General features: G+C 45.1%; 24 protein-coding genes. All 24 read left to right on the top strand.

The genetic code is table 11. From position 1 onward, the window contains the following. Positions 1–151: 151 nt before the first annotated feature. Positions 152–1561, top strand: a complete 1410-nt coding sequence (locus VV1_RS03740; RefSeq protein ID WP_224655478.1) for a heparinase II/III family protein — start codon at positions 152–154, stop codon at positions 1559–1561. After that, complete coding sequence (locus tag VV1_RS03735; protein ID WP_011078842.1) at positions 1548–2678, top strand: glycosyltransferase; 1131 nt, start codon at positions 1548–1550, stop codon at positions 2676–2678. Before VV1_RS03740 ends, VV1_RS03735 begins: the two co-directional genes overlap by 14 nt. Then, positions 2675–3586 (top strand): NAD-dependent epimerase/dehydratase family protein, encoded by a 912-nt coding sequence (locus tag VV1_RS03730; protein ID WP_011078841.1) that lies wholly within the window; start codon positions 2675–2677, stop codon positions 3584–3586. Before VV1_RS03735 ends, VV1_RS03730 begins: the two co-directional genes overlap by 4 nt. Before the next feature lie 3 nt (positions 3587–3589). Further along, on the top strand, positions 3590–4144 hold the full coding sequence (locus VV1_RS03725; protein ID WP_011078840.1) for a sugar transferase: 555 nt from the start codon (positions 3590–3592) through the stop codon (positions 4142–4144). Between the two features lie 24 nt (positions 4145–4168). Then, the gene (locus VV1_RS03720) at positions 4169–6121 is read left to right on the top strand and encodes a polysaccharide biosynthesis protein (protein WP_011078839.1); all 1953 of its coding nucleotides are present in this window, start codon (positions 4169–4171) and stop codon (positions 6119–6121) included. Positions 6122–6296: 175 nt separating this feature from the next. Then, on the top strand, positions 6297–7463 hold the full coding sequence (locus tag VV1_RS03715; protein WP_011078838.1) for a nucleotide sugar dehydrogenase: 1167 nt from the start codon (positions 6297–6299) through the stop codon (positions 7461–7463). 1463 nt (positions 7464–8926) lie between these two features. Beyond that, positions 8927–9226: a GIY-YIG nuclease family protein gene (locus tag VV1_RS03710; protein ID WP_043920916.1), complete on the top strand. Its 300-nt coding sequence runs from the start codon at positions 8927–8929 to the stop codon at positions 9224–9226. 63 nt (positions 9227–9289) lie between these two features. Then, complete coding sequence (locus VV1_RS03705; protein ID WP_011078835.1) at positions 9290–10630, top strand: MBL fold metallo-hydrolase RNA specificity domain-containing protein; 1341 nt, start codon at positions 9290–9292, stop codon at positions 10628–10630. Between the two features lie 749 nt (positions 10631–11379). Next, on the top strand, positions 11380–15933 hold the full coding sequence (locus tag VV1_RS03700; protein WP_011078833.1) for an SslE/AcfD family lipoprotein zinc metalloprotease: 4554 nt from the start codon (positions 11380–11382) through the stop codon (positions 15931–15933). 1555 nt (positions 15934–17488) lie between these two features. Next, on the top strand, positions 17489–17800 hold the full coding sequence (rpsJ, locus tag VV1_RS03695) for a 30S ribosomal protein S10 (RefSeq protein WP_004410492.1): 312 nt from the start codon (positions 17489–17491) through the stop codon (positions 17798–17800). A 14-nt stretch (positions 17801–17814) separates the two neighbouring features. Further along, entirely contained in the window at positions 17815–18444 is a 630-nt protein-coding gene (gene rplC, locus VV1_RS03690) for a 50S ribosomal protein L3 (protein ID WP_011078831.1), read from the top strand. Between the two features lie 16 nt (positions 18445–18460). Continuing rightward, complete coding sequence (gene rplD, locus VV1_RS03685) at positions 18461–19063, top strand: 50S ribosomal protein L4 (RefSeq protein ID WP_011078830.1); 603 nt, start codon at positions 18461–18463, stop codon at positions 19061–19063. Further along, positions 19060–19362, top strand: coding sequence for a 50S ribosomal protein L23 (gene rplW, locus VV1_RS03680; protein WP_011078829.1), 303 nt, complete (start codon positions 19060–19062; stop codon positions 19360–19362). The genes rplD and rplW overlap by 4 nt, the downstream gene beginning before the upstream one ends. A gap of 16 nt (positions 19363–19378) precedes the next feature. Next, on the top strand, positions 19379–20203 hold the full coding sequence (gene rplB, locus VV1_RS03675; protein WP_011078828.1) for a 50S ribosomal protein L2: 825 nt from the start codon (positions 19379–19381) through the stop codon (positions 20201–20203). Between the two features lie 21 nt (positions 20204–20224). After that, positions 20225–20503, top strand: a complete 279-nt coding sequence (rpsS, locus tag VV1_RS03670; RefSeq protein WP_011078827.1) for a 30S ribosomal protein S19 — start codon at positions 20225–20227, stop codon at positions 20501–20503. A 10-nt stretch (positions 20504–20513) separates the two neighbouring features. Continuing rightward, the gene (rplV, locus tag VV1_RS03665) at positions 20514–20846 is read left to right on the top strand and encodes a 50S ribosomal protein L22 (RefSeq protein ID WP_005528535.1); all 333 of its coding nucleotides are present in this window, start codon (positions 20514–20516) and stop codon (positions 20844–20846) included. 18 nt (positions 20847–20864) lie between these two features. Continuing rightward, entirely contained in the window at positions 20865–21566 is a 702-nt protein-coding gene (gene rpsC, locus VV1_RS03660) for a 30S ribosomal protein S3 (RefSeq protein WP_011078826.1), read from the top strand. A gap of 11 nt (positions 21567–21577) precedes the next feature. Next, positions 21578–21988, top strand: a complete 411-nt coding sequence (rplP, locus tag VV1_RS03655) for a 50S ribosomal protein L16 (protein ID WP_004728605.1) — start codon at positions 21578–21580, stop codon at positions 21986–21988. Further along, positions 21988–22179 (top strand): 50S ribosomal protein L29, encoded by a 192-nt coding sequence (gene rpmC, locus VV1_RS03650; protein ID WP_011078825.1) that lies wholly within the window; start codon positions 21988–21990, stop codon positions 22177–22179. The genes rplP and rpmC overlap by 1 nt, the downstream gene beginning before the upstream one ends. Continuing rightward, the gene (rpsQ, locus tag VV1_RS03645; protein ID WP_011078824.1) at positions 22179–22433 is read left to right on the top strand and encodes a 30S ribosomal protein S17; all 255 of its coding nucleotides are present in this window, start codon (positions 22179–22181) and stop codon (positions 22431–22433) included. The genes rpmC and rpsQ overlap by 1 nt, the downstream gene beginning before the upstream one ends. Before the next feature lie 162 nt (positions 22434–22595). Continuing rightward, a complete protein-coding gene (gene rplN, locus VV1_RS03640; RefSeq protein ID WP_011078823.1) occupies positions 22596–22967 on the top strand; it encodes a 50S ribosomal protein L14 in 372 nt (123 codons plus the stop codon). A 13-nt stretch (positions 22968–22980) separates the two neighbouring features. Continuing rightward, complete coding sequence (gene rplX / locus VV1_RS03635) at positions 22981–23298, top strand: 50S ribosomal protein L24 (RefSeq protein WP_011078822.1); 318 nt, start codon at positions 22981–22983, stop codon at positions 23296–23298. 26 nt (positions 23299–23324) lie between these two features. Further along, complete coding sequence (gene rplE, locus VV1_RS03630; protein ID WP_011078821.1) at positions 23325–23864, top strand: 50S ribosomal protein L5; 540 nt, start codon at positions 23325–23327, stop codon at positions 23862–23864. A 17-nt stretch (positions 23865–23881) separates the two neighbouring features. Further along, positions 23882–24187: a 30S ribosomal protein S14 gene (rpsN, locus tag VV1_RS03625; RefSeq protein WP_011078820.1), complete on the top strand. Its 306-nt coding sequence runs from the start codon at positions 23882–23884 to the stop codon at positions 24185–24187. Positions 24188–24205 lie beyond the last annotated feature (18 nt).

Genomic DNA, 24205 nt, shown 5'->3' with positions numbered 1-24205 from the left:
ACTTAAGAGAAAATTACCGATTGAGAATTTTTCGATAGGTGATTCTTCTTATTTATTTAAACATCATGATTTGAACTTTTACATGGTGTCTATAAATCAAAAAGTATATAGTGATAAATTTAATCTTCTAAATGAAGAAAGAATAGTAGATATGTCAACATGGAGTGCTCCTGCATCTCATTTGTGGTTATTCAATCTTCACTATTTCGATTATATACACGACTTAGATGATGAAATAGCGCTGAGTTACATCTCCAGTTGGTTGGATGCTGTTGAATATCATAAGCATGTTTCTTATGAGCCTTATGTTATCTCTTTAAGACTTGTTAATTGGATTAAATTCTTACAGACAAGAAATATTTATAACGATAAGATTGAAAAATCTATAGTTGAACAAACTCAGTCGCTAATTGCAAATGTGGAGTTCCACCTTTTAGGCAATCATTTATTTGCTAATGCAAAGGCTCTAACTATAGTGGGCTCATACTTGTATGGGGAAGTAGGTGCTAAAGCGTTAAAACTAGGGCTAAGTATTTTAAGTGATGAATTGAAAGAGCAATTTCTAAGTGATGGTGCTCACTTTGAATTATCACCGATGTATAATAATATCATGTTGTTCGACTTGCTGGATATATATAATGTTTTAAAAGCTCGCTTTGGCTTTGATAACATTTTAATTGAAGATATTGGAAAATTGGTTTATAAGTGTTTTGAATGGTCTATATATATGTCTCATTCTGATGGGGATGTGGCGTTTTTTAATGACTCGACGTTAGGTATTTCCCCAAATCTAGACGATATTTTTTCATATGCAAGCATGCTAAATTTAGATTTGCCGAAGCCTCTGCCAAAATGTTATTTTAAGCACTTGTCTGGATCTGGTTATTTTGTGGTTAAGAATGACAACTTTAAGCTGATTGCCGATTTTGCTCAGATAGGACCGTCATATTTACCAGGGCATGCTCATGCTGACAATTTAAGTTTTGAGCTAGATATTGGCGATGCTCGTTTCCTTGTAAATTCAGGTGTGTCTAAATATGGTAATGATCAAGAGCGTGAATTGCAGCGCAGTACATCATGCCATAATACTGTAGTTGTTGATAATCAAAACTCTTCTGAAATGTGGGCCGGATTTAGAGTTGCACGAAGAGCTAAGACGGAAATTATAAATGTCAGGTCAGATGATTTAGATAACATTATAATTGAAGGGTACCACGATGGATATCAAAGACTTAAACCTAAAGTGATACATACCAGGAAATTTGAAATATCAGAGAAGTTGATTAAAATACATGACTTAATTAATACGGATAGATTTGAAAGTGTTGCCTTCTTCCATTTTCATCCAGATGTTATAGTGTTAGATATTGCAAACGATTCTGCCATGTTGAACATTTCCAATGTCGTTGTTAAATTTAGTTTTTTTGGTTCTTACTCTATTACTCTAGTTGATTCAAAATATTATCCAGGTTTTGGGCTGTCTGATAATAACAAGACGATATGTGTTAGTTTTGTTAAATGTTTGACTTCAAAAATTGAGGTTGTAAATGAAAGCAATTAGTATAATTACTAGCTATCCTTTGTGTGATGAGCCGGTTATAAAGAATAGATTACTTCCATTTATTTTTGAGTTTGGTAAATTAGGTTATAGTATAAACATTTTTCAACCCAAAGGTGCACTTTATAATTTTGAAAGTATTGATGCTAAGCAGATTATGCTGGATGAACCTAAGATAGTTAGCGGGTCTTTTATTAAAAGAGCATTTTTAGAGTTGAAGCTAACCTTTCAACTCCTAGTGAAATATAAGAAAGTAAGTTGTAGTTCTGATATTGCTTTTATTACAATGCCATCTATGTTTTTACTTTTACTATTGCCATTTATTAAATGTAACATTAAGATCCTGGATGTAAGAGATCTTACTTGGGAATATCTTAAAGATAATAATATCACTCATTATTTTTTTAAAAGATTTTATAGGTTTCTGTTTTGGTATTTATCCCGATTTGCAGACTATATAACTGTTTCCAATAAATTTGAACTTTCTCATCTAAAAAGTATTGGATTTGAAGAAAAGACCAAGTTGATATCAAATGGTATATCTATTGAACAGTTTGAGAAAATGGTGCTTATCCAAGAAAAAGATTCTACTGAAGATCTAGTAATATCGTACATAGGTAATGTTGGATTGGCTCAAGATTTGAGCTTTATGGTAGAACTCGCTGAATCTCATCCTAACTTCAAGTTTAATATAGTGGGTGGAGGAAATGATCTTGAACGAATCAGGAGCTTGGTTTTAGAGAGGAACCTAAAGAATATAGTACTTACTGGTCGACTTTCTTGGGAGCAAGTATTAGGGCTCTATGAGCAAACTGATGTTTTGTTTGCGCAACTTACAGAGGAGTTTCAAACTGCTATTCCATCTAAGCTTTATGAATACTTGGCATCTGGTAAGCGAGTGATTTATGGTGGAGACATAAAACTGGAATCTTTTTTTAGTGATTTTTCAGGAATTGAATTTATAGAACCTAAAAACCAGGAAATGTTTGACCTAGCAATTAGCAAGATTTTCAATGGTCAGTCAACAATTGACGCAAACTTGAATAGAAATTTAATTCATAAAAATTTTATTCGGGAAAGCGCAGTAAAAAAATTTGTTTGTGAGATCGGATTAAAATGATTTTGGTTACAGGGGCGAGTGGTTTTGTGGGGAGTACCCTGTTTGCATTGGGTCGAGGGGACTTGAAAGCTGTCTTTAGGGCAACTGATGAGGTTACGTTTTCAGATGGTTATCTTGTTGATTCTATAGATGGGAAAACTGTCTGGGATGGAGCATTTGATAATGTAAACACAATCATCCATCTTGCAGGACTTGCTCATTCTCACTCTTTTTCATCAAAAGATTACAACAGAGTGAATGTTGCTGGCACATTAAGACTGGCGACTAAAGCGGCTGAAGCTGGCGTTCGTCGCTTTGTGTTTGTGAGTTCTATTGGCGTCAATGGGACGTCTACTCAGGCAGAACCATTTGCTTTAGATTCTGAACCTTCTCCTCACAACGATTATGCCCAATCTAAATACGATGCTGAAATTGGTCTAAAAAAAATTGCGAAGGAAACTGGTCTTGAGGTTGTTATCGTGCGTCCAACTTTGGTTTATGGTCCAGATGCACCAGGTAACTTTGGAATGTTAACTAAGTTGATTAAAAGACTACCAGTCTTACCGTTTGGCTTAGCGACTAATCGACGTGATTTCATTTCAGTGCAAAACCTCGCAGATCTTTTGGTTACTTGTGCTACTCATCCAAATGCAGCAGGACATACCTTTTTAGCGAGTGATGGTGAAACGGTTTCGATTAAGGAATTTACGAATGCTATTGCTAAAGGGTTAGGTAAGAAGGTGTTCCAATTACCAGTTCCTGTGGGCTTAATGGGCTTTGCAGGGAAGCTGACTGGTAAATCTGCTATGATTGAGCAACTCTATGGCAACTTAGAAGTTGACTCTTGCAATATCAAAGAAGTCTTGGGTTGGACTCCTCCATTTGCGATGGAACAATCGATGGCTTTATTAAAACATACGGATAAGTAACAAATGATTCGTCTAATAGATTTTCTCGCAGCATTCTTTGGTTTGCTGTTTTTATGGCCAATATTGGTTGTCGTTACCGTTATCGGTTTGTTTGATACTGGCTCGCCTATCTTTGTTCAGGAGCGAGTAGGTCGCAGCAGAAAGCCTTTTAAACTAGTTAAGTTTCGAACAATGTCGGTGGATACCCAATCAGTCGCTTCTCACTTAGCGAGTACTAGCTCAATCACTAAGTTAGGCGCTTTTTTGCGTAAAACTAAGATTGATGAACTGCCACAGTTAATCAATGTACTGAAAGGTGAAATGAGTTTAGTCGGTCCTCGCCCGAATCTGTTCAATCAAGAAGAGTTGATTAAAGAGCGTGATGCTTTAGGCGTATACAATGTCCTACCAGGCATCACAGGCTTGGCACAGGTGCAAAACATCGATATGTCTACTCCTCAGCTACTCGCTAAGACCGACCGAGAAATGATCGATACTCTAACGATAAAAAACTACTTTAAGTATATAATTATGACAGTCACGGGTAGCGGCTCGGGCGATGCAGTAAAAAAATCATAACGATACTAAAAGTGAATACGATTTATGGATAAGTTGGCTTACATATGGTCTTTACCTCGAGTGCATAAGCGCTTGATCAGTTTGGCCATAGATACCTTATTGATTACCTTTTCTTTTTTCATGGCAATCTGGGTGCGTCATGGTGAAGTGGCTGTTTCCGTTTCTGCGGAAACATGGCTAACACTCGCGGGCACGGTTGTTGTTACCCTAATCACCTTTACAAGGCTAGGCTTGTACCGAGCGGTACTGCGTTATCTCACCTTTCATGCGCTTACCGTGGTGGTGCTTGGTGCGTTGATTTCCGCACTCTCGATCACAACTTTTGCGTATTTTTTAAATGCAGAAGTGCCTCGTACAGTGCCTGTTATCTACATGACGTTTTTAGCACTGTTGTGCGGTGGTGCACGCATGATGGTGCGGTCATTAATCGTGCAGGCTAGCCGTAAAGGGTGCGAGCGTGTACTGATATATGGTGCGGGAAGTACAGGGCGCCAGTTGGCCATTGCGCTTCGCAATGCGGAAACCTACCAAGTGAAAGGGTTTATTGATAATGATCCTTCTCTTGAAAACACCATTATCCAAGGCTTAACCGTACACTCTTCCCAGCAAATTTCTCGTCTGGTTGAAAAGCAAGAAATTGAAAAAATCTTGCTGGCCATGCCAAGAGCTACACGCTCTGAGCGTAAAGCCATTATTGACGGATTACTGCACTTACCCGTAGAAGTATTAACGGTTCCAGACTTTAAAGACATCGTTAATGGCAACGCCACGGTCGATGAGCTTAAAGATGTTGCCATTGAAGACTTGCTCGGCCGAGACCCTGTCGAGCCGAATCCTGAACTCATGAAAGCCAATATTCACGGTAAAGTGGTGATGGTCACTGGTGCAGGCGGTTCAATCGGTTCTGAGCTTTGCCGTCAGATTGTACGCCAAAAGCCAAAGACCTTGATTCTATTTGAGTTATCAGAATACGGCTTGTACGAAATCGATAAAGAGCTGTCTGGCATGGTGGAAGCTATGCAGCTTGAAGTGGAAATCATACCCTTGTTAGGTTCTGTCCAGCGAATCAACCGCCTAAGTGCCACAATGCGAGCGTTTGGCGTGCAAACGGTTTATCACGCAGCGGCTTATAAGCACGTTCCTTTGGTGGAATACAATGTGGTGGAAGGGGTTCGCAACAACGTATTTGGCACCTACTACAGCGCGAAAGCCGCTATTGAAGCTGGTGTGGAATCTTTTGTGTTGATCTCAACAGACAAAGCGGTGCGCCCAACCAATGTGATGGGCACTTCTAAACGTATGGCAGAACTTGCACTGCAAGCCTTGGCGGCAAAAGAAAATGACAAAGTGAACGGTACGCGTTTTTGCATGGTGCGCTTTGGTAATGTGCTTGGCTCTTCAGGCTCGGTAATTCCACTGTTTAAGCGTCAAATTGAAGAAGGGCAGGCTATTACCGTTACCCACCCAGATATCATCCGCTACTTTATGACCATTCCTGAAGCTGCTCAGCTCGTTATACAAGCTGGTGCAATGGGCAAAGGTGGCGATGTGTTTGTGTTGGATATGGGTGAGCCAGTTAAGATTGTCGATCTGGCGAAAAATCTTATTCAGTTATCAGGCCTTGAAGTTAAGTCTTCTGATAATCCAAACGGTGATATCGAAATCAAATTTACAGGTCTTCGCCCTGGTGAAAAGCTCTATGAAGAGTTATTGATTGGTGACAATGTGGAAGGCACCGATCACGAACGAATCATGACTGCGAACGAGCAATTTTTGCCGCTCGAAGAGTTTAATCAGATTCTCGACAACTTAGACAAAGCCTGTCACGAGTTTGATCATGAAACCATCCGTCAAATCTTGTTGGAAACACCTACAGGCTTTAACCCTACAGACGGTATTGGTGATTTAGTTTGGAATGCCAAGCGAAAGCTCAATGCCTCTAAAGATAAGGTGGTTGAGATTAAAGTCACCGCTTAGTCTATTCGCACTAGAAAAAAAGGGAGTAAGCCTTGGCAAGCTCCTTCTTTTTTCACGTCCTATTTCTCTTCAGCCATATCGGCCTTTATCTTCCTTTCTTGTTATCTTAGCGTCTTAGAGGTGTAACATTCAGTTGTTGATATAGCGTGTAACGTTGTCAATGACAGGAAATGTTATGCGAATCACCGTCGTTGGGGCTGGCTACGTCGGCCTGGCTAATGCTGCACTTTTGGCACAGTACCATTCCATTATTCTGCTCGATGTAGACTCTAAAAGAGTCGAACAAATCAATGCCAAAAGTAGCCCTATCGTAGATGTGGATATTGAGCGGTTCTTATCGTCGGGGGCACTTCAGCTTACGGCCACCACATCACCACAGATTGCCTACCACGATGCGCAGCTGATTATTGTTGCTACTCCTACAAACTACGATCCCATTACCAATGGTTTTGATACGACTTCTGTTGAACAGGTGATTCAAGATGCGATTCAAATTAGCCCGAATGCCACGATTCTTATCCGTTCAACTGTGCCAGTCGGGTTTACAGAAAGAATGCGCACTCAAGTGGAAAGGCGCAATATTCTCTTTGCTCCTGAGTTTCTGCGTGAGGGTAAGGCGCTGTACGACAATCTTTTTCCTTCTCGTATTGTCATCGGAGAACAAAGTGAGCGTGGGCAGCAAATAGCGGAATTATTTGCCAACGCTGCCGAGAAAAGGGATGTGCCCATTTTGCTGACTAACCCAACCGAAGCTGAAGCGATCAAGTTGTTTTCAAACACTTATTTGGCGATGCGCATCGCTTACTTCAACGAGTTGGACTCCTATGCCGAAGCGCATGGTTTAGATGCTCGCCAGATCATTGAAGGGGTTGGCTTAGACCCTCGTATTGGCAATCACTACAACAACCCATCATTTGGTTATGGTGGATATTGCCTACCTAAAGATACCAAACAGCTGTTGGCGAATTACCAAGATGTACCCAACAACATTATTGGTGCCATTGTTGATGCTAACCGTACTCGCAAAGATTTTGTTGCTGAGTCGATTTTGAAGCGCGAGCCCAAAGTCGTAGGTATTTATCGTTTAATCATGAAAGCAGGGTCGGATAATTTTCGCGCTTCCTCGATTCAAGGAATCATGAAACGCATCAAGGCCAAAGGCATTGAAGTTGTGGTTTATGAGCCTGTTTTGAAAGAGGCTGAATTTTTCCATTCTCGTGTAATCAAAGATTTGAATGAGTTTAAGCAAACAGCGGACGTGATAGTCTCAAATCGCATGGTGAAAGAATTAACTGACGTTGCAGATAAAGTTTACACCCGTGATTTGTTTGGTAGTGACTGAAGCATTTGACTAGATAGCGAGCATGGTTGTCGGTGGCATGTCTGTATTTGTTGGTTGTGGTGAGTGCATTTTCAAACGCGGCATCCGGCGCGTGTGGATGAATGGTTTCCCGTGTGCACGGGAATGACGGCTGTGGGGCGTCGCGGCGGTGTGCTGAGTGTTGATGTGAGAGTGGCGCTGTTGATGTTTTCTGTCTCATCCTTTGTTATTCCCAACTTCTTCCTTCTAACTTCGGTCTATTAGCCTTTTTCTGTCTCTCATCTCGTCATCCTCGCGCACGCGGGGACCCATCGTATAGCAAGCGTGCGGCTCGTTGTTATCGCTACGTTGACGTGTTACTGTTGGGTTGTTCTATGTTGTCTATTTCGGTGAGTATGTTTCCAAACGTGACATCCGGTGCGTGTGGTTGAATGGTTTCCCGTGTGCACGGGAGTGACAGCTGTGGGCCGTGGCGGCGGTGTGCTGAGTGTTGATGTGAGAGTGGCGCTGTTGATGTTTTCTGTCTCATCCTTTGTTATTCCCAACTTCTTCCTTCTAACTTCGGTCTATTAGCCTTTTTCTGTCTCTCATCTCGTCATCCTCACGCACACGGGGACCCATCGTATAGCGAGTGTTGTGGTTTGGTGTTACCGCTTGACTACCGGTGTTGCTGTCGGTTTTGCTCTATGTAGTTGTTGGTTGTGGCAAGTGCGTTTCCAAACGCGGCATCCGGCGCGTGTGGATGAATGGTTTCCCGTGTACACGGGAATGACGGCTGGGGGTGTGGTGGAGTTGAACTTAGCTCTGCTTTTTCTTTTCTTATCTCGTCATCCTCGCGGATGCGGGGACCCATCGTATAGCGAGTGTTGTGGTTGGGTGTTACCGCTTTACTGCCAGTGTTGCTGTTGGGGTGTTCTATGTTGTCTATTGCGGTGAGTGTGTTTTCAAAAGTGGCATCCGGCGCGTGTGGATGAATGGTTTCCCGTGTGCACGGGAATGACGACAGGGGGGCGTGGCGGTGTGCTGAGTGTTTATTTGAGAGTTGCGCTGTTGATGTGTCTGTCTCATCTTTGTTATTCCAACTTCTTCCTTCTAACTTCGGTCTTTTAGCCTTTTTCTGTCTCTTATCTTGTCATCCTCGCGCACGCGGGGACCCATCGTTCAACGAGTGTTGTGGCTTGGTATTACCGCTTAATTGCCGGTGTTTTTGTGGGTTTTGCTCTATATAGTTGTTGGTTGCGGTAAGTGCATTTCCAAACGCGGCATCCGGCGCATGTGGATAAATGGTTTCCCGTGTGCACGGGAATGACGACTGGCGGCGGATACGGTTGAATGACGGTTGGTAGTGTAAATGTCGCCTTAGTATGTATTTTTGCCAACTTCCTCGCGTGTTCCTTCATCTTCACAAATGGCTTGTTACTGGCGTGTTAGTTTCCCTATTACGTTGATTCGTCAAAACCAATAGAGTTACCAGGAGAAACTTGGTGAGCCTTCCATGTGTGTATATTCTGGCAAGTCAGCCCTATGGCACTTTATATATTGGTGTGACTGGTGATCTCATTAAGCGCATTTGGCAACACAAGAATGGTGAGAGTGACGGTTTTACCAAAAAGTACCGAGTGGTGCATCTTGTATACTTTGAACAGTTTGAAGCCATGAGTGATGCGATTTTAAGAGAGAAGCAGCTAAAAAAGTGGAATCGACAATGGAAGATTCAATTAATTGAAAGTGCCAATCCTCATTGGTTGGATGTGTATAAAAATCTCCGTACTACGATCCGATAAGTGCGTTATTAGCTTTGTGCCGTTTCGTTGTGAAGGAGTGCTTTAGGGGAGCAAGGAGTAAGCATGCAAGTCATTCACCATGGGGGAAAGGATACCGTCACAGGCTCTTGTCATGAGTTTCGCGCTGCGGGTATCGCGCTCTTAATCGACTGTGGGCTTTTCCAAGGGAAAGATGCGCGGCCTCCAGAAGTGGATTTCCCTGTCAAACATATTGATGCCTTAGTGCTGACTCATGCGCATATCGATCATATTGGTCGTATTCCTTGGCTACTTGCCGCAGGATTTTCTGGTTCTATCTACTGTACGGAAGCGACTGCTGAACTTGTTCCGCTGATGTTGGAGGATGGGTTAAGGTTACAGCTAGGCTTAAACCACAAGCAGTTACACCAAGTGCTCGATTTGGTCAAAAAACGCTTAAAACCTGTGAAGTATGGAGAATGGCTAAGGCTGACTCCTCGCATAAAAAATGGCAATCGGGCTTCGCGCTCTGTTTCTCATGCTTTAGAAAACTACCTCTATCTGCGTTTTAATCCTGCAGGTCATATACTAGGCTCGGCATATTTGGAGTTTAAGCTACCAAACGACGAAATTGTGGTTTTTTCTGGTGATTTAGGGCCTCGAAATACGCCGTTGCTGCCAGATCCCATTTCTCCTCCTCGAGCCGATTATCTGTATATAGAAAGCACTTATGGTGACAAATTGCATGAAAGCGTTGAAGAAAGAGGAGAGCGCCTCAAGTCGATCATCAATCGCTCATTGCAAGACGGTGGCACCATCTTGATTCCGGCGTTTAGTGTGGGCCGCACACAAGAGTTGTTGTTTGATATTGAGCAGTTGATATTTGAGCATAATATCGGCACCGACATCCCTATTATTCTCGACTCGCCATTAGCCAAAAGAGTAACTCAATCGTATCGCCGATTTAAAAAACTATGGGGAAAGGAGGCGAAGCGGCGGCTGGAGGTTCATCGTCATCCTTTGGCCTTTGAGCAGTGCATAACGATAGATGATTATCGCCAACATAAAGCATTAGTGAATCGTCTCGCATCAACGGGGGAGCCAGCGATTGTGGTTGCTGCATCTGGCATGTGCCAAGGTGGCCGGATTATGGACTATCTCCAAGCGTTGTTGCCAGATGAGCGTACGGATGTGTTGTTTGCTGGATATCAGGCGAGCGGTACTTTGGGGCGTGAGATTCAGACTGGTGAGAAAATGGTACAAATTGAGCAGAAAATGGTGGAGGTTCGCGCTCAGATACATACGATGTCTGGCTACTCGGCCCATGCAGACCAAGCCGATCTACTGGCGTTTATTCAAGGTATTGCGCAAAAGCCGAAGGAGATCCATTTGATCCATGGTGAAGACGATGCAAAACAAAGTTTGCTTGGAGCTATGCGGTTCTAGGTTTTCCGTTTCTTTTGTTGCTACTCTCCATTTCTGTCTTTTACTTGCTTTAGTCTCTAGTCTCTAGTCTCTAGTCCCTAGTCCCTAGTCCTTTATCTCTTATCTCTTATCTCTTATCTCTTATCTCGTCATCCTCGCGAACGCGGGGACCCATCGTATAGCGAGTGTAGTAGGTAGGTATTGCTACTGTATTGTCGTTGCTCTTGTTGTCTGTTGTGGCGAGTGTGTTTCCAAACGCGACATCCGGCGCGTGCGGACAAATGGTTTCCCGTGTGCACGGGAATGACAGTTGGTGGTGTGGCGGCGATGTGCTGAGTTTTTTGTTCTTTGCTGTTGATCTTAGCTCGGCTTATTCTTTCCGTCTTTTATCTCGTCATCCTCGCGAACGCGGGGACCCATGGTACGGCAAGTGCTGTGGGTTGGTATTACTACTGTATTGACGTTGTTCTCGTTGTTTGTTGCGGTGAGAGCATTTCCAAACGTGGTATCTGGTGTGTGGATGAGTTCTCGTGAGTACGGGAATGATGGCTGGTGCCCTGGTTCTTTATTACTAAATCTCTATCTCTGCCACATTTTCGGAGGTAGCGATTTATTTCTATTTCCCAAATTTGAATCCATATATAGAATATTGAACTGTAAAAAATGAGCTTTAAAATTAAGTAAATTGCAGTTCTTTCGTCTTTTCTTTTTTGTTTTGAGCTAATTAAGAAAGTCTGCTTGTTCAATGTATTCTTAAGAAGGATGACATCTTGAAACGAAGCCTTTTGTCGCTTTTGATTGCTTCTATGCTAGTGGCTTGTGGCAGTGAAGATCGAGTACTTGCACCCGTTCTCCCTCCAACGGTTGAACCAGAGCTGCCCGATATTGGGGTTGATGACCCGATCATCGTCAGCGCCTTATCTTTGGATGGGCATTTGATGTTGAGTGGTTCGATTGAGTGTAATGGTGGGCCAGCAAATCAGTTCGATGTTCCTCAAAAAGAGGATGTCGTGTGCATGGTGCAAGGTCGCACACTTGCAACCTTCACAACCCCATACGTTGCGGAACAAACTCGCAGTCGTGCCGTCAATGTGGAAGTCTTGTCGCTGGCTCAAGCCGATGAATACAAAGCTTCACCAGTACGCTTGAGCAATATTCAAACGCTGATTAAAAACATCGGTAGCACTCAGGGCAATACAATAGAGCTGGATTTGTCTTCGTCACGCGATGCGCTCACGTTCGAACATTATTTTGACCACAACCTAGATATGCCTGTTGATGAGTTTCGAGCGTTGATCACCGAGAAAGTGAGCAATGATAACCAAGTGGATAAGCAGCCTACAACGCACGTGCCCGATGTTCCACCGGCGGTGACGCCTGGCGCATCGAGTGACTTAACGAGTGGTTTTGTGTCAGCAAGTGCTGAAGAGTCTCTGGTTTATAAACCGAGCGAAGTTATCTTAACTCAAGCACAGTTGCTTAATGAGCAAGGTTTGCCTGTCAATGGTATTGCGTATTTCAGTGCTCATGGTCGAGGTGTCACTGGAGTCGATAAGCAAGGAAATATGATCGGTGATGGCCGCTTTGAATTCTCTTGGGGCGAAAACATCAGTTTTGCTATCGATACGTTTGAACTGGGTGAGATACGTGGCAACAAAACGGCCTTCCAGCTAACAGAACTTGCTCAAGGAAATGAGGGGAAAAACGTTGAAAAACTGGTGCATCGTTATGCCGACCGTACTGACAGTAAAGTAACGCTTCCTCAACAAGTCACGGAGGTTTTTGCCCTCTATCCGAACGTGGTCAATGAAGCGATCTCTTTGTCGCTTAATAGTGATGATACGTTACTTGACGTGGGGGGAGGTCAAACGCAACTGGTTCCGGGTGAATTTGAACAGCAATTTGCTCATGGTCTCGCTGCGGATATCGATCAACAGCTCGCCAAGCCATCTGCTCGCTCTAACTTTGAGCTGCCAGTGGTTAAAGGCGCACTCGATCCGCAAGCAAGCCGCATTCAAGCGGATATCCAAAAACTTTGGGGGGCTACTCACCAAGTGCAGCAAGCCGGATGGAAAAAAGTAGAACGTTTCCATGTGTTCCATGACAGTACCAACTTCTACGGGAGTACAGGTAATGCACGTGGCCAGGCGGCGGTGAATATTGCCAATAGCGCGTTTCCGGTCATGATGGCTCGTAACGACAACAATTACTGGATCGACTTTGGTCAACCGAAAGCTTGGGATGCGCAAGGTCTGGCATTTATCACCGAAGCCCCTTCTTCTGTTGTGCCAGAAAAAGTGTCGGCGGAAACGGCGACCTTCAATCTGCCTTTCATGAGCATTGGTGAGTTGGGCAAAGGCAAAGTGATGGTGATGGGCAACGCGCGCTACAACAGTGTGTTGGTTTGCCCGAATGGCTTTAGTTGGAATGGCGGGGTGAATCAAGATGGCTCGTGTAAGCAATCCAGCGACACTGACGACATGGCAAACTTCTTTGCTAACACGCTGCGTTATTTAACCGGCAAATCAGCGCAAGAGCTGACGGTTGGCACCAATATTCCTTATGTCTACTTTAAGCGTCATGGTCAAGTGATGGGCGAGCGGGCCGATTTTGTTATCGACCCTCGTTTAGCGGCTAAAACGGAGCAACTCTCTGATTTTGGCTATCTTGACCCTGAAGCGATGCCCGTTGTGATCATCAATGGGTATGAGTATTTAGGTCATGCGGGTATCGGCGCTTACGATCTGCCAATGAGTGCCAATATCAATAAGCCTAAATTGAGCCAGCAAGATGTCTCGGATCTCATCGACTACGTGAATCGTGGTGGCAATGTTTTGATGATGGAAACCATCATCAATCGTGCTAACGCGGGTGAAGTTGCTCGGCTACTCGATAGTGCTGGCATCGCGTTTGGCATGGGGCAAAGTGTGGTGCCAAATGGCAATGGACCAAGTGGCGGTTATCCTGATCGCCCGCGCAATCAGCGTCAGCACGGTATTTGGGTATTGGAGCGCTATGCGGCGGTACAAGGCGCGGATGGTAAACCAGTATTGCCGTACACCATTAACGACGATGGTTCGGTTGAGTGGCAATATCAAGTAGAAGGCAAGCCAGACGATAAACCCAATCTAGAGATCGCACGTTGGCCTGAGTTGGATGAGCATGGCGAGCCAAAACTGGATAAAGATGGCAACCCGATCATTAACGTCGCCTTTATTGATGAATCACAGCATTGGCGCAAAGATAAAGAGGGCCATGTGGTTGTCGATGAACATCAACAGCCTATATTGGATCAAGACAGCCTTGCCAAGGCAAAGCAACGTATTTTGAACGCTTTCTTGGTAGACGGAGAACCCGCTTATCAAGAGTGTCACGATAGCCAATTTCATTATGAAGTGAACTGTTTGGAATACCGCCCAGGGAACGGCATACCCACTGGTGGGGGTATGCATGTGCCTCATTACACTGAGCTCAAACTTGGTGAAGCTGAATCGCAAGCCATGGTGAAAGCGGCTAACTTAGGGACCAATATTGAGGCGCTGTATCAGCATGAGCGCTATTTCCGTACCAAAGGGAAAGTGGGTGAGCGTCTAAGCAGTGTTGATCTCAACCGTATTTACCAGAATATGACGGTTTGGCTATGGAACGACCTCGATTATCGCTACGAATCAAGCAGTGAGGATGAGTTAGGTTTCCAGCGTTTTACCCAATTCTTAAACTGTTACACCAATGATGTGGCAGGCGGTAATACCCATTGCCCAGAAGAGGTGAAATCTGAATTGAACCGGTTGAACATGGTCTATGGTGATGAGGCTGGTGAGTATGCCGGTCAAATGAACCCTAGCTACCCGCTCAACTATATGGAAAAACCGTTAACCCGATTAATGCTTGGTCGCTCTTTTTGGGATTTAGACATCAAGGTGGATGTCCGTGCATTCCCCGGAGAAGCAGGTGAAGGGGCGGGTGGCCGCAATGTTACTTTGGATATGCGTAATTTGACGACCGCATGGTTTGCGGGCAACCGTCAGCCAACAGGGCAGTGGGCGGTCGCGCAGCAGCCGTTTACGGTATCGGTGGCTGGGGAGGAAGCGCCCGTCACTATCACTATCGCTTTGGCGGATGATTTAACTGGTCGCGAAAAACATGAGCTTGGTTTGCAGCGCCCGCCAAGAATGACCAAGTCGTTCGTCATTGGTGGCAGCCATGCCACAAGTCAGCAGTTTACCGTTCCTTATGGTGGTTTGATTTATGCCCAAGGTGGCAATAGCGAGCAAGTGAGCTTAACGTTTACTGGCACGGTCGATGCGCCTCTGTATAAACAGGGCAAATGGCAAAATCCACTGAGCTCTCCTGCGCCAATGGGTGAGGTGATTTCAGATACCTTTATCTTTACTGCCCCGAAAGCAAACTTAAATGCTTCTGGTTACTCTGGTGGTATCGAACAGTTCGCCCGGGATCTCGATCGTTTTTCGGCGGATCTCAATGATTTTTACGCTCGCGATGAAGGGGTTGAAGGGCGCTTAAATCGTCAAGCGACCAGTCCAAGTAATCCTAATAATCGCCATCACTTTGTAAATGATGTTGCGATCAGTATTGGCGCGGCTCACTCTGGTTACCCAGTGATGAATGGGAGCTTTAATGCTAAGAGCCAAAGTCTAAATACAGCGCCACTGAACAGCTGGCTGTTATGGCATGAGGTTGGACATAACGCCGCAGAGGCACCGTTTAATGTAGATGGCGCAACGGAAGTGGTGAATAACCTACTGGCGTTGTACATGCAGGATCAGTACTTAGGAAAAATGGCGCGCGTTGAGCAAGATATCCGAATCGCGCCAGATTTTGTGCGTATGGAGAATGGCTATGCATGGGGCGCGGGCGGTGCGGGTGAACGCTTAGTGATGTTTGCACAACTGAAAGAGTGGGCTGAGAATGAATTTGATATTCAGCAGTGGTATGGCGATGAGTTGCCAAGTTACTACAGCTCAAAAGAAGGGGTCACAGGGTGGAACCTCTTTAAGTTAATGCATCGATTAACGCGTAATAAGACTGAGGGTTTGTCTGAGCTAAAAGGTGAGAACATATGCCAAGCGTCAGGGTTTGGAAAGAGTGACATGTTGATGCTTTGCGCCTCTTATGCGGCTCAAACGGATCTGAGTGCTTTCTTCCAAGCGTGGAATCCGGGGTCTAAAGCGTTTCTCTACCCAGGTGACCCAACACCAAGGTATGAAGGCGGGATTACGCAAAGTGGGCTAGACAAGGTGAAAGAGCTCAAGTTGCCTAAGCCACAACGTGATCCATTAGCGATAAATCAGTTATCAAGATAATAGACAAGGCCCTAGTTCTCTAGGGCCTTTGTTTTCGTGCTAAGTTGCAGTTGCCTTTCTAGTTTTCTAGTTTTCTAGTTCCTAGTTCCTAGTTCCTAGATCCTAGCTCTCTAGTTTCCAGCACTTCTGACTTATATTTGAGCTCTAGGTCGATTCATTTCTTTTTCATCTTTAATCTCGTCATCCTCGCGAACGCGGGGACCCATGGTGCGGCGAGCGTGGAGGGTAGGTATTACTACTGTATTGTCGTTGCTCTTGCTGTCTGTTGTGGGAGTGTATTTCCAAACGCGGCATCTGGCGTGTGCGGATAAATGGTTTCCCGTGTGCACGGGAATGACAGCAGGGGGAGGCGGTGTTCAGAGTTTTTGTTCTTTGGCGTTGATCTTCGATCGGCTTTTTCTTTCCTTCTTTTATCTCGTCATCCTCGCGGTCGCGCGGACCCATGGAACGGCGAGCGTGGAGGGTAGGTATTACTACTGCATTGTCGTTGTTCTTGCTGTCTGTTGTGGTGAGTGTATCTCCAAACGCGGCATCTAGCGTGCGCGGATAAATGGTTTCCCGTGTGCACGGGAATGACAGCAGGGGGAGGTGGCTGAGAGTTAGGAATGCGGATAGGGGATGGGCGCTCCTATCTATGCCATAGCCTCAAAGCTCGTCATCCTCGCGAACGCGGGGACCCATGGTACGGAAAGCGCAGTGGGTTGGTCGTACTGCCTCACTATCGGTAAATGTTTGATGACCCTGTGCACGTTTTAACGTTGCGAGCTTTTGTTCTAACGCAGGGTTCGGTGTGTGCGGATAAATGGTTTCCCGTGTGCACGGGAATGACAGCAGGGGGAGGCGGCTGAGAGATAGGAATGCGGATAGAGGATGGGTGCTCCTATCTATGCCATAGCCTCAAAGCTCGTCATCCCCGCGAACGCGGAGCCCCATGATACGGCAAGCACCGTGGGTTGGTCGTACTGCCTCACTATCGGTAAATGTTTGATGGCCCTGTGTACGTTTTACCGTTGTGAGCTTTTGTTTTAACGCAGGATTCGGTGTGTGTGGATAAATGGTTTCCCGTGTACACGGGAATGACGGCTGGTGGTACGGGGAGGGTATTGAGCTCCATTATAGCGATTGTGTTTATCTGCCATGTGTATTGAGTGAGGTGAGTTGTATCTCGGCTACTCCAGGTTGCGAGGATCTTAATCGTCTGAATCTTTCTCCGATTATTTTTCAAACAGCCCTTGCAAGCAAAACTGTGATCTGTATAATACGCCGCACTGACTTGTTCAGTTGTGAACCAATGAGCAGCGAGGAGCCAGCAGCTTCGGTTGTGGGGTAATGTATACTCAGCTTATGTTCGCAGTTAATACAATTAGCTTATCTATTTTAGTGTTCCTATCTGATAGCGTTCCTTCCATAGATACATGGTTAATCGAAAATTAACTGACAATGCGTCCTAATCTTGGATGCTACGGTTTCACATAAATCAATCGGCATTCTCTCGTCTTAACGAGTTTGAGTGGCGATATTGTTTGTGTAATTTTTAATATTGGAGCTCTGTCTCATGCAGAACCAACGTATCCGTATCCGCCTTAAAGCTTTCGATTACAAACTAATCGACGCTTCAACAGCGGAAATCGTTGAAACAGCTAAGCGCACTGGCGCACAGGTTCGTGGTCCAATCCCACTACCTACTCGTAAAGAGCGTTTCACCGTTCTTATCTCTCCACACGTTAACAAGAAAGCTCGTGACCAGTACGAAATTCGTACTCACAAGCGTCTAATCGACATCGTTGAGCCAACAGACAAAACTGTTGATGCTCTGATGCGTCTAGACCTTGCTGCAGGCGTTGACGTTCAAATTAGCCTAGGTTAAGGGAGATTAGAAGAATGATTGGTCTAATCGGTCGTAAAGTGGGCATGACCCGCGTATTTACTGAAGAAGGCGTTTCTATCCCTGTAACTGTTGTTGAGGTTGAAGCGAACCGTGTTGCTCAAGTGAAAACTCTTGAGACTGACGGCTATGCAGCAATCCAAGTTACAGCTGGTACAAAGAAAGCTAACCGCGTAAACAAAGCTGAAGCAGGTCACTTTGCTAAAGCTGGCGTTGAAGCTGGTCGTGGTCTTTGGGAATTCCGTTTAGAAAACGGCGAAGAGTTTGCAGTTGGTTCAGAACTAACTGTTGAGCTATTCAACGAAGTTAAAAAAGTAGACGTTACTGGTACATCTAAGGGTAAAGGTTTCCAAGGCACTGTTAAGCGCTGGAACTTCCGCACTCAAGATATGACTCACGGTAACTCATTGTCTCACCGTGCTCCTGGTTCTATCGGTCAATGTCAGACTCCAGGTCGCGTATTTAAAGGCAAGAAAATGGCAGGTCACATGGGTGCTGAGCGTGTAACGACTCAAAACCTAGAGATCGTACGTGTTGACGCTGAGCGCAATCTGCTTCTTATTAAAGGTGCAGTCCCTGGCGCAACTGGCGGTAACGTGATCGTTAAACCAGCTGTTAAAGCATAACGTCTAGGAGTAAGTAATGGAATTGATGGTTAAAGGTGCTGCTGCACTAACTGTTTCCGAAGCTACTTTCGGACGTGAGTTCAACGAAGCTCTTGTTCATCAAGTAGTTGTTGCGTACGCAGCAGGTGCTCGTCAAGGTACTCGTGCTCAAAAAACACGTTCAGAAGTTTCTGGCGGTGGTGCTAAGCCATGGCGTCAAAAAGGTACTGGCCGTGCACGTGCTGGTACAATCCGTAGCCCACTATGGCGTACAGGTGGTGTTACTTTTGCTGCGAAACCACAAGATCACAGCCAAAAAGTAAACAAGAAAATGTACCGTGGTGCGATGAAGAGCATTCTTTCTGAGCTAGTTCGTCAAGAGCGTCTAATCGTTGTTGATAACTTCTCTGTTGAAGCACCAAAAACGAAAGAGCTAGTTGCTAAGCTTAAAGAACTTGAGCTAAACGACGTGCTTATCGTAACTGGCGAAGTAGACGAGAATCTATTCTTAGCTGCACGTAACCTATACAAAGTTGACGCACGTGACGTAGCTGGTATTGACCCAGTTTCTCTAATCGCGTTTAACAAGGTTCTAATGACTGCTGATGCAGTTAAGCAAGTTGAGGAGATGCTGGCATGATCACTCAAGAGCGTCTACTAAAAGTTCTACGTGCACCGCACATCTCTGAAAAAGCAACTATGGCAGCTGAGAAAGCGAACACTATCGTTTTCAAAGTAGCTAAAGATGCAACTAAGAAAGAGATCAAAGCAGCTGTAGAACAGCTATTTGAAGTTGAAGTTAAGTCTGTAAATACTCTTATCACTAAGGGTAAGACCAAGCGTCAAGGTCTACGCCAAGGCCGTCGTTCAGACGTGAAGAAAGCGTACGTTACTTTGAAAGAAGGTCAAGATCTTGACTTTGTTGGCGGCGCGGAATAACAGGAGTAGTTGAATAATGGCTATTGTTAAATGTAAGCCGACTTCGGCTGGTCGTCGTCACGTTGTTAAAGTTGTTAACGCTGACCTACACAAAGGCAAGCCTTACGCACCTCTTCTAGAGAAAAACTCTAAGAACGGTGGTCGTAACAACAACGGTCGTATCACAGTACGTCACATCGGTGGTGGTCATAAACAACACTACCGTGTAGTTGACTTCAAACGTACTAAAGACGGTATCCCAGCGAAAGTTGAGCGTCTAGAATACGATCCAAACCGTAGCGCAAACATCGCTCTAGTTCTGTACGCAGACGGTGAGCGTCGTTACATCATTGCACCTAAAGGTATGCAAGCTGGTGACGTTATCCAATCTGGTGTTGATGCACCGATCAAAGCGGGTAACACTCTACCAATGCGCAACATCCCAGTAGGTTCTACAATTCACTGTGTTGAATTGACTCCTGGTAAAGGTGCACAGTTGGCTCGTTCAGCGGGTGCTTACGCTCAGCTAGTAGCTCGTGATGGTTCTTACGTAACTATCCGTCTACGTTCTGGCGAAATGCGTAAAGTTCTATCTGAAGGTCGCGCAACAATCGGTGAAGTTGGTAACTCTGAGCACATGCTTCGTGAGCTTGGTAAAGCTGGTGCAAGTCGCTGGCGTGGTGTTCGTCCAACCGTTCGCGGTGTGGTAATGAACCCAGTAGATCACCCACACGGTGGTGGTGAAGGTCGTACTTCTGGTGGCCGTCATCCAGTTTCACCTTGGGGTGTACCAACTAAAGGCTACAAGACTCGTAGCAACAAACGCACTGACAAGTACATCGTACGTCGTCGTAACAAGTAATCTATATAAAGAGGAATCGCCATGCCACGTTCTCTCAAGAAAGGTCCATTTATTGACCTACACTTGCTGAAGAAGGTAGAGAAAGCGGTGGAAAGCGGAGACAAAAAGCCACTTAAGACTTGGTCCCGTCGTTCAATGATCATCCCTACGATGATCGGTTTGACCATCGCTGTCCATAATGGTCGTCAGCACGTTCCAGTTTTCGTTACCGAAGAAATGATCGGTCACAAACTGGGTGAATTCGCACCAACTCGTACTTACCGCGGTCACGCTGCGGATAAGAAAGCTAAGAAGCGTTAAGGAGTAAATAATGGAAGCTATTGCTAAACATAACTTTGCTCGCATTTCGCCTCAGAAAGCTCGCTTAGTTGCGGATCTAATTCGTGGTAAATCTGTTGACCAAGCTCTTGAAATCCTAACTTTCAGCAACAAAAAAGCTGCTGTACTAGTTAAGAAAGTTCTAGAGTCTGCTATCGCTAACGCGGAGCACAACGAAGGTGCAGATATTGACGATCTGAATGTCGCAAAAATCTTTGTAGATGAAGGCCCAACCATGAAGCGTATTATGCCTCGTGCTAAAGGTCGTGCGGATCGTATCTTGAAGCGTTCAAGCCACATCACTGTTGTTGTAGCAGATCGCTAGAGACTAGGAGAGTAAGCAATGGGTCAAAAAGTACATCCTAATGGTATTCGTCTAGGCATCGTTAAGCCTTGGAATGCTACATGGTTTGCTAACACCAAAGATTTCGCTGACAACCTAGACGGCGACTTCAAGGTACGTCAGTTCCTAACTAAGGAACTTTCAAAAGCGTCTCTATCACGTATCGTTATCGAGCGTCCTGCTAAGAGCATCCGTGTGACTATTCACACTGCTCGTCCAGGCGTTGTTATCGGTAAGAAAGGTGAAGACGTTGAGAAGCTACGCACAGCTGTAGCGAAAATTGCAGGTGTACCAGCGCAAATTAACATCGCTGAAGTACGTAAGCCTGAACTAGATGCGCAACTTGTTGGTGACAGCATCGCGTCTCAGCTAGAGCGTCGTGTAATGTTCCGTCGTGCTATGAAGCGTGCGGTACAAAACGCAATGCGTCTAGGTGCTAAGGGTATCAAAGTGGAAGTAAGCGGTCGTCTAGGCGGCGCTGAAATCGCACGTTCTGAGTGGTACCGTGAAGGCCGTGTGCCTCTACACACTCTACGTGCAGACATTGATTACGCAACTTCTTCGGCTCACACCACATACGGTGTAATCGGCATTAAAGTTTGGATCTTCAAAGGTGAGATCCTAGGCGGTATGCCAGCAGCAACTGAAGCTGCAGAGCCAAAGGCTGACAAGCCTAAGAAGCAGCGTAAAGGCCGTAAGTAAGGAGTCGACAGATGCTACAACCTAAACGTACTAAGTTCCGTAAGGTTCATACTGGTCGTAACCGCGGTCTAGCTAAAGGTACTGAAGTTAGCTTTGGTTCTTTTGGTCTTAAAGCTGTTGGCCGTGGTCGTTTGACTGCTCGTCAAATCGAAGCTGCACGTCGTGCTATGACGCGTCACATCAAGCGTCAAGGTAAGATCTGGATCCGTGTGTTCCCAGACAAGCCGATCACTGAAAAACCACTTGAAGTTCGTCAAGGTAAGGGTAAAGGTAACGTTGAGTACTGGGTAGCCCAAATCCAACCTGGTAAGGTTATGTACGAAGTTGATGGTGTACCTGAAGAATTGGCGCGTGAAGCGTTCCGCCTAGCGGCTCGCAAACTGCCATTCAAGACTACATTTGTAACTAAGCAGGTGATGTGATGAAAGCACAAGATCTACGCGAAAAGAGCGTTGAAGAGCTTAACTCTGAGCTATTGAATTTGCTACGTGAACAGTTCAACTTGCGCATGCAAGCTGCAACTGGTCAACTACAGCAAACTCATACTCTGAAAGCTGTACGCCGTGATATCGCACGTGTGAAAACTGTTTTGACTGAGAAGGCAGGCGCATAATGAGCGACAAAATTCGTACTCAACTAGGTCGTGTTGTTAGCGACAAGATGGACAAGTCTATCGTTGTTGCTATCGAGCGCATGGTGAAGCACCCTATCTACGGTAAATTCGTTAAGCGCACGACTAAAGTTCACGCACATGACGAAAACAACGAGTGTGGCATTGGCGACACTGTTGAAATTCGTGAATGTCGTCCACTGTCTAAGACTAAGTCTTGGACTTTGGTAAAAGTTGTAGAAAAAGCGAAGATCTAATCTTCACTATTCTATGAATATAAACGGCTCCAAAATTTTTTTGGGGCCGTTTATTTTTTGACTACCCAATCACAAAAAAGGGTGGTACAATTCGCGTCCCTTATAAAGAGGCAGCCCGACCCGAGAGGGTCTAGTTTTTTTAATATTTAGCGGAGCACTAACATGATCCAAATGCAAAGTATGCTGGACGCAGCTGATAACTCAGGCGCTCGCAGCGTAATGTGTATTAAGGTTCTGGGTGGCTCTCACCGCCGTTATGCACATATCGGTGACGTTATCAAAGTTACTGTTAAGGAAGCAATTCCTCGCGGTAAAGTTAAAAAAGGTGACGTTCTGAAGGCGGTGGTAGTTCGCACCCGTAAAGGCGTACGTCGTCCAGACGGTTCTGTCATTCGCTTCGACCGAAATGCTTGTGTGTTGCTAAACAACAACACTGAGCAACCAATCGGTACACGTATCTTTGGTCCTGTGACTCGCGAACTTCGTGGCGATAAGTTCATGAAGATCGTTTCACTGGCTCCAGAAGTTCTGTAAGGAGCGGCAAAAAATGGCAGCTAAAATCCGTCGTAACGACGAAGTAATCGTTCTTGCTGGTAAAGATAAAGGCAAGAAAGGTAAAGTAACTAAGGTCCTAGCAACTGGTAAAGTTATCGTTGAAGGTATCAACCTTGTTAAGAAACACCAGAAACCTGTTCCTGCACTAGGTATCCAAGGCGGTATCGTAGAGCAAGAAGCAGCAATCGACGTTTCTAACGTGGCGATCTTTAACGCAGCTACTGGTAAAGCTGACCGTATCGGTTTCCGTTTTGAAGACGGCCAAAAGGTTCGTTTCTTCAAGTCTAACGGTGAAACTGTTTCTAACTAATTTAGAAAGTAATTTGGAGTTCTACTATGGCGAAACTGCATGATTACTACAAGTCGTCTGTAGTCGCTGAACTGACCAAACAGTTCGGTTACACAAGCGTCATGCAAGTCCCTAGAATCGAAAAGATCACCCTTAACATGGGTGTGGGCGATGCTATCAACGATAAGAAACTGCTAGAAAACGCAGCTGCTGATATGGCAACGATCTCTGGTCAAAAGCCACTTATCACTAAAGCGCGTAAATCTGTTGCAGGTTTCAAAATCCGCGAAGGCTACCCTATCGGTTGTAAAGTAACCTTGCGTGGCGAACGTATGTGGGATTTTATGGAGCGTTTAATCTCTATCGCTCTTCCACGTGTACGTGACTTCCGTGGTGTTAACGCTAAGTCTTTTGACGGTCGCGGTAACTACAGCATGGGCGTTCGCGAGCAAATCATCTTCCCGGAAATCGACTTTGATAAAGTTGATCGTGTACGCGGCCTAGACATCACTATTACGACGTCTGCTGGTACTGATGAGGAAGGCCGTGCTCTGCTGGCTGCCTTTAACTTCCCATTCCGTAAGTAAGGTGAAGGGTTACTGTTATGGCTAAACAATCAATGAAAGCACGTGAAGCAAAACGTGCAAAGCTAGTAGCTAAGTTCGCTGAAAAGCGTGCTTCTCTAAAAGCTATCATCAGCGATGTAAATGTATCTGAAGAAGATCGTTGGAATGCGGTTCTAAAACTGCAAACTCTTCCACGTGATTCTAGTGCGTCACGTCAGCGCAACCGTTGTAACCAAACTGGTCGTCCACACGGTTACCTACGTAAATTCGGTCTGAGCCGTATCAAAGTTCGTGAAGCTTGCATGAAAGGCGAGATTCCTGGACTTCGTAAGGCTAGCTGGTAATTGCCACTTTAATCATTT

The organism is Vibrio vulnificus CMCP6, assembly GCF_000039765.1.
GTDB classification, from domain to species: domain Bacteria; phylum Pseudomonadota; class Gammaproteobacteria; order Enterobacterales; family Vibrionaceae; genus Vibrio; species Vibrio vulnificus_B.
The sequence above is the reverse complement of the archived record's forward strand: the minus strand, read 5'-3'. Positions and strand labels throughout refer to the sequence as shown.

What these genes read in the sequence shown, in the direction of transcription:
- VV1_RS03735 (WP_011078842.1), top strand. Translation starts at nt 1,548, where the DNA reads ATGAAAGCAATTAGTATAATTACTAGCTATCCTTTGTGTGATGAGCCG.
- VV1_RS03740 (WP_224655478.1), top strand. Translation starts at nt 152, where the DNA reads ATGTCAACATGGAGTGCTCCTGCATCTCATTTGTGGTTATTCAATCTT.
- rplP (WP_004728605.1), top strand. Translation starts at nt 21,578, where the DNA reads ATGCTACAACCTAAACGTACTAAGTTCCGTAAGGTTCATACTGGTCGT.
- rpsQ (WP_011078824.1), top strand. Translation starts at nt 22,179, where the DNA reads ATGAGCGACAAAATTCGTACTCAACTAGGTCGTGTTGTTAGCGACAAG.
- rplW (WP_011078829.1), top strand. Translation starts at nt 19,060, where the DNA reads ATGATCACTCAAGAGCGTCTACTAAAAGTTCTACGTGCACCGCACATC.
- rpsS (WP_011078827.1), top strand. Translation starts at nt 20,225, where the DNA reads ATGCCACGTTCTCTCAAGAAAGGTCCATTTATTGACCTACACTTGCTG.
- rpsN (WP_011078820.1), top strand. Translation starts at nt 23,882, where the DNA reads ATGGCTAAACAATCAATGAAAGCACGTGAAGCAAAACGTGCAAAGCTA.
- rplD (WP_011078830.1), top strand. Translation starts at nt 18,461, where the DNA reads ATGGAATTGATGGTTAAAGGTGCTGCTGCACTAACTGTTTCCGAAGCT.
- VV1_RS03725 (WP_011078840.1), top strand. Translation starts at nt 3,590, where the DNA reads ATGATTCGTCTAATAGATTTTCTCGCAGCATTCTTTGGTTTGCTGTTT.
- rplC (WP_011078831.1), top strand. Translation starts at nt 17,815, where the DNA reads ATGATTGGTCTAATCGGTCGTAAAGTGGGCATGACCCGCGTATTTACT.
- rplX (WP_011078822.1), top strand. Translation starts at nt 22,981, where the DNA reads ATGGCAGCTAAAATCCGTCGTAACGACGAAGTAATCGTTCTTGCTGGT.
- VV1_RS03730 (WP_011078841.1), top strand. Translation starts at nt 2,675, where the DNA reads ATGATTTTGGTTACAGGGGCGAGTGGTTTTGTGGGGAGTACCCTGTTT.
- rplB (WP_011078828.1), top strand. Translation starts at nt 19,379, where the DNA reads ATGGCTATTGTTAAATGTAAGCCGACTTCGGCTGGTCGTCGTCACGTT.
- VV1_RS03705 (WP_011078835.1), top strand. Translation starts at nt 9,290, where the DNA reads ATGCAAGTCATTCACCATGGGGGAAAGGATACCGTCACAGGCTCTTGT.
- rpsC (WP_011078826.1), top strand. Translation starts at nt 20,865, where the DNA reads ATGGGTCAAAAAGTACATCCTAATGGTATTCGTCTAGGCATCGTTAAG.
- VV1_RS03720 (WP_011078839.1), top strand. Translation starts at nt 4,169, where the DNA reads ATGGATAAGTTGGCTTACATATGGTCTTTACCTCGAGTGCATAAGCGC.
- rpsJ (WP_004410492.1), top strand. Translation starts at nt 17,489, where the DNA reads ATGCAGAACCAACGTATCCGTATCCGCCTTAAAGCTTTCGATTACAAA.
- rpmC (WP_011078825.1), top strand. Translation starts at nt 21,988, where the DNA reads ATGAAAGCACAAGATCTACGCGAAAAGAGCGTTGAAGAGCTTAACTCT.
- VV1_RS03715 (WP_011078838.1), top strand. Translation starts at nt 6,297, where the DNA reads ATGCGAATCACCGTCGTTGGGGCTGGCTACGTCGGCCTGGCTAATGCT.
- rplV (WP_005528535.1), top strand. Translation starts at nt 20,514, where the DNA reads ATGGAAGCTATTGCTAAACATAACTTTGCTCGCATTTCGCCTCAGAAA.
- rplN (WP_011078823.1), top strand. Translation starts at nt 22,596, where the DNA reads ATGATCCAAATGCAAAGTATGCTGGACGCAGCTGATAACTCAGGCGCT.
- rplE (WP_011078821.1), top strand. Translation starts at nt 23,325, where the DNA reads ATGGCGAAACTGCATGATTACTACAAGTCGTCTGTAGTCGCTGAACTG.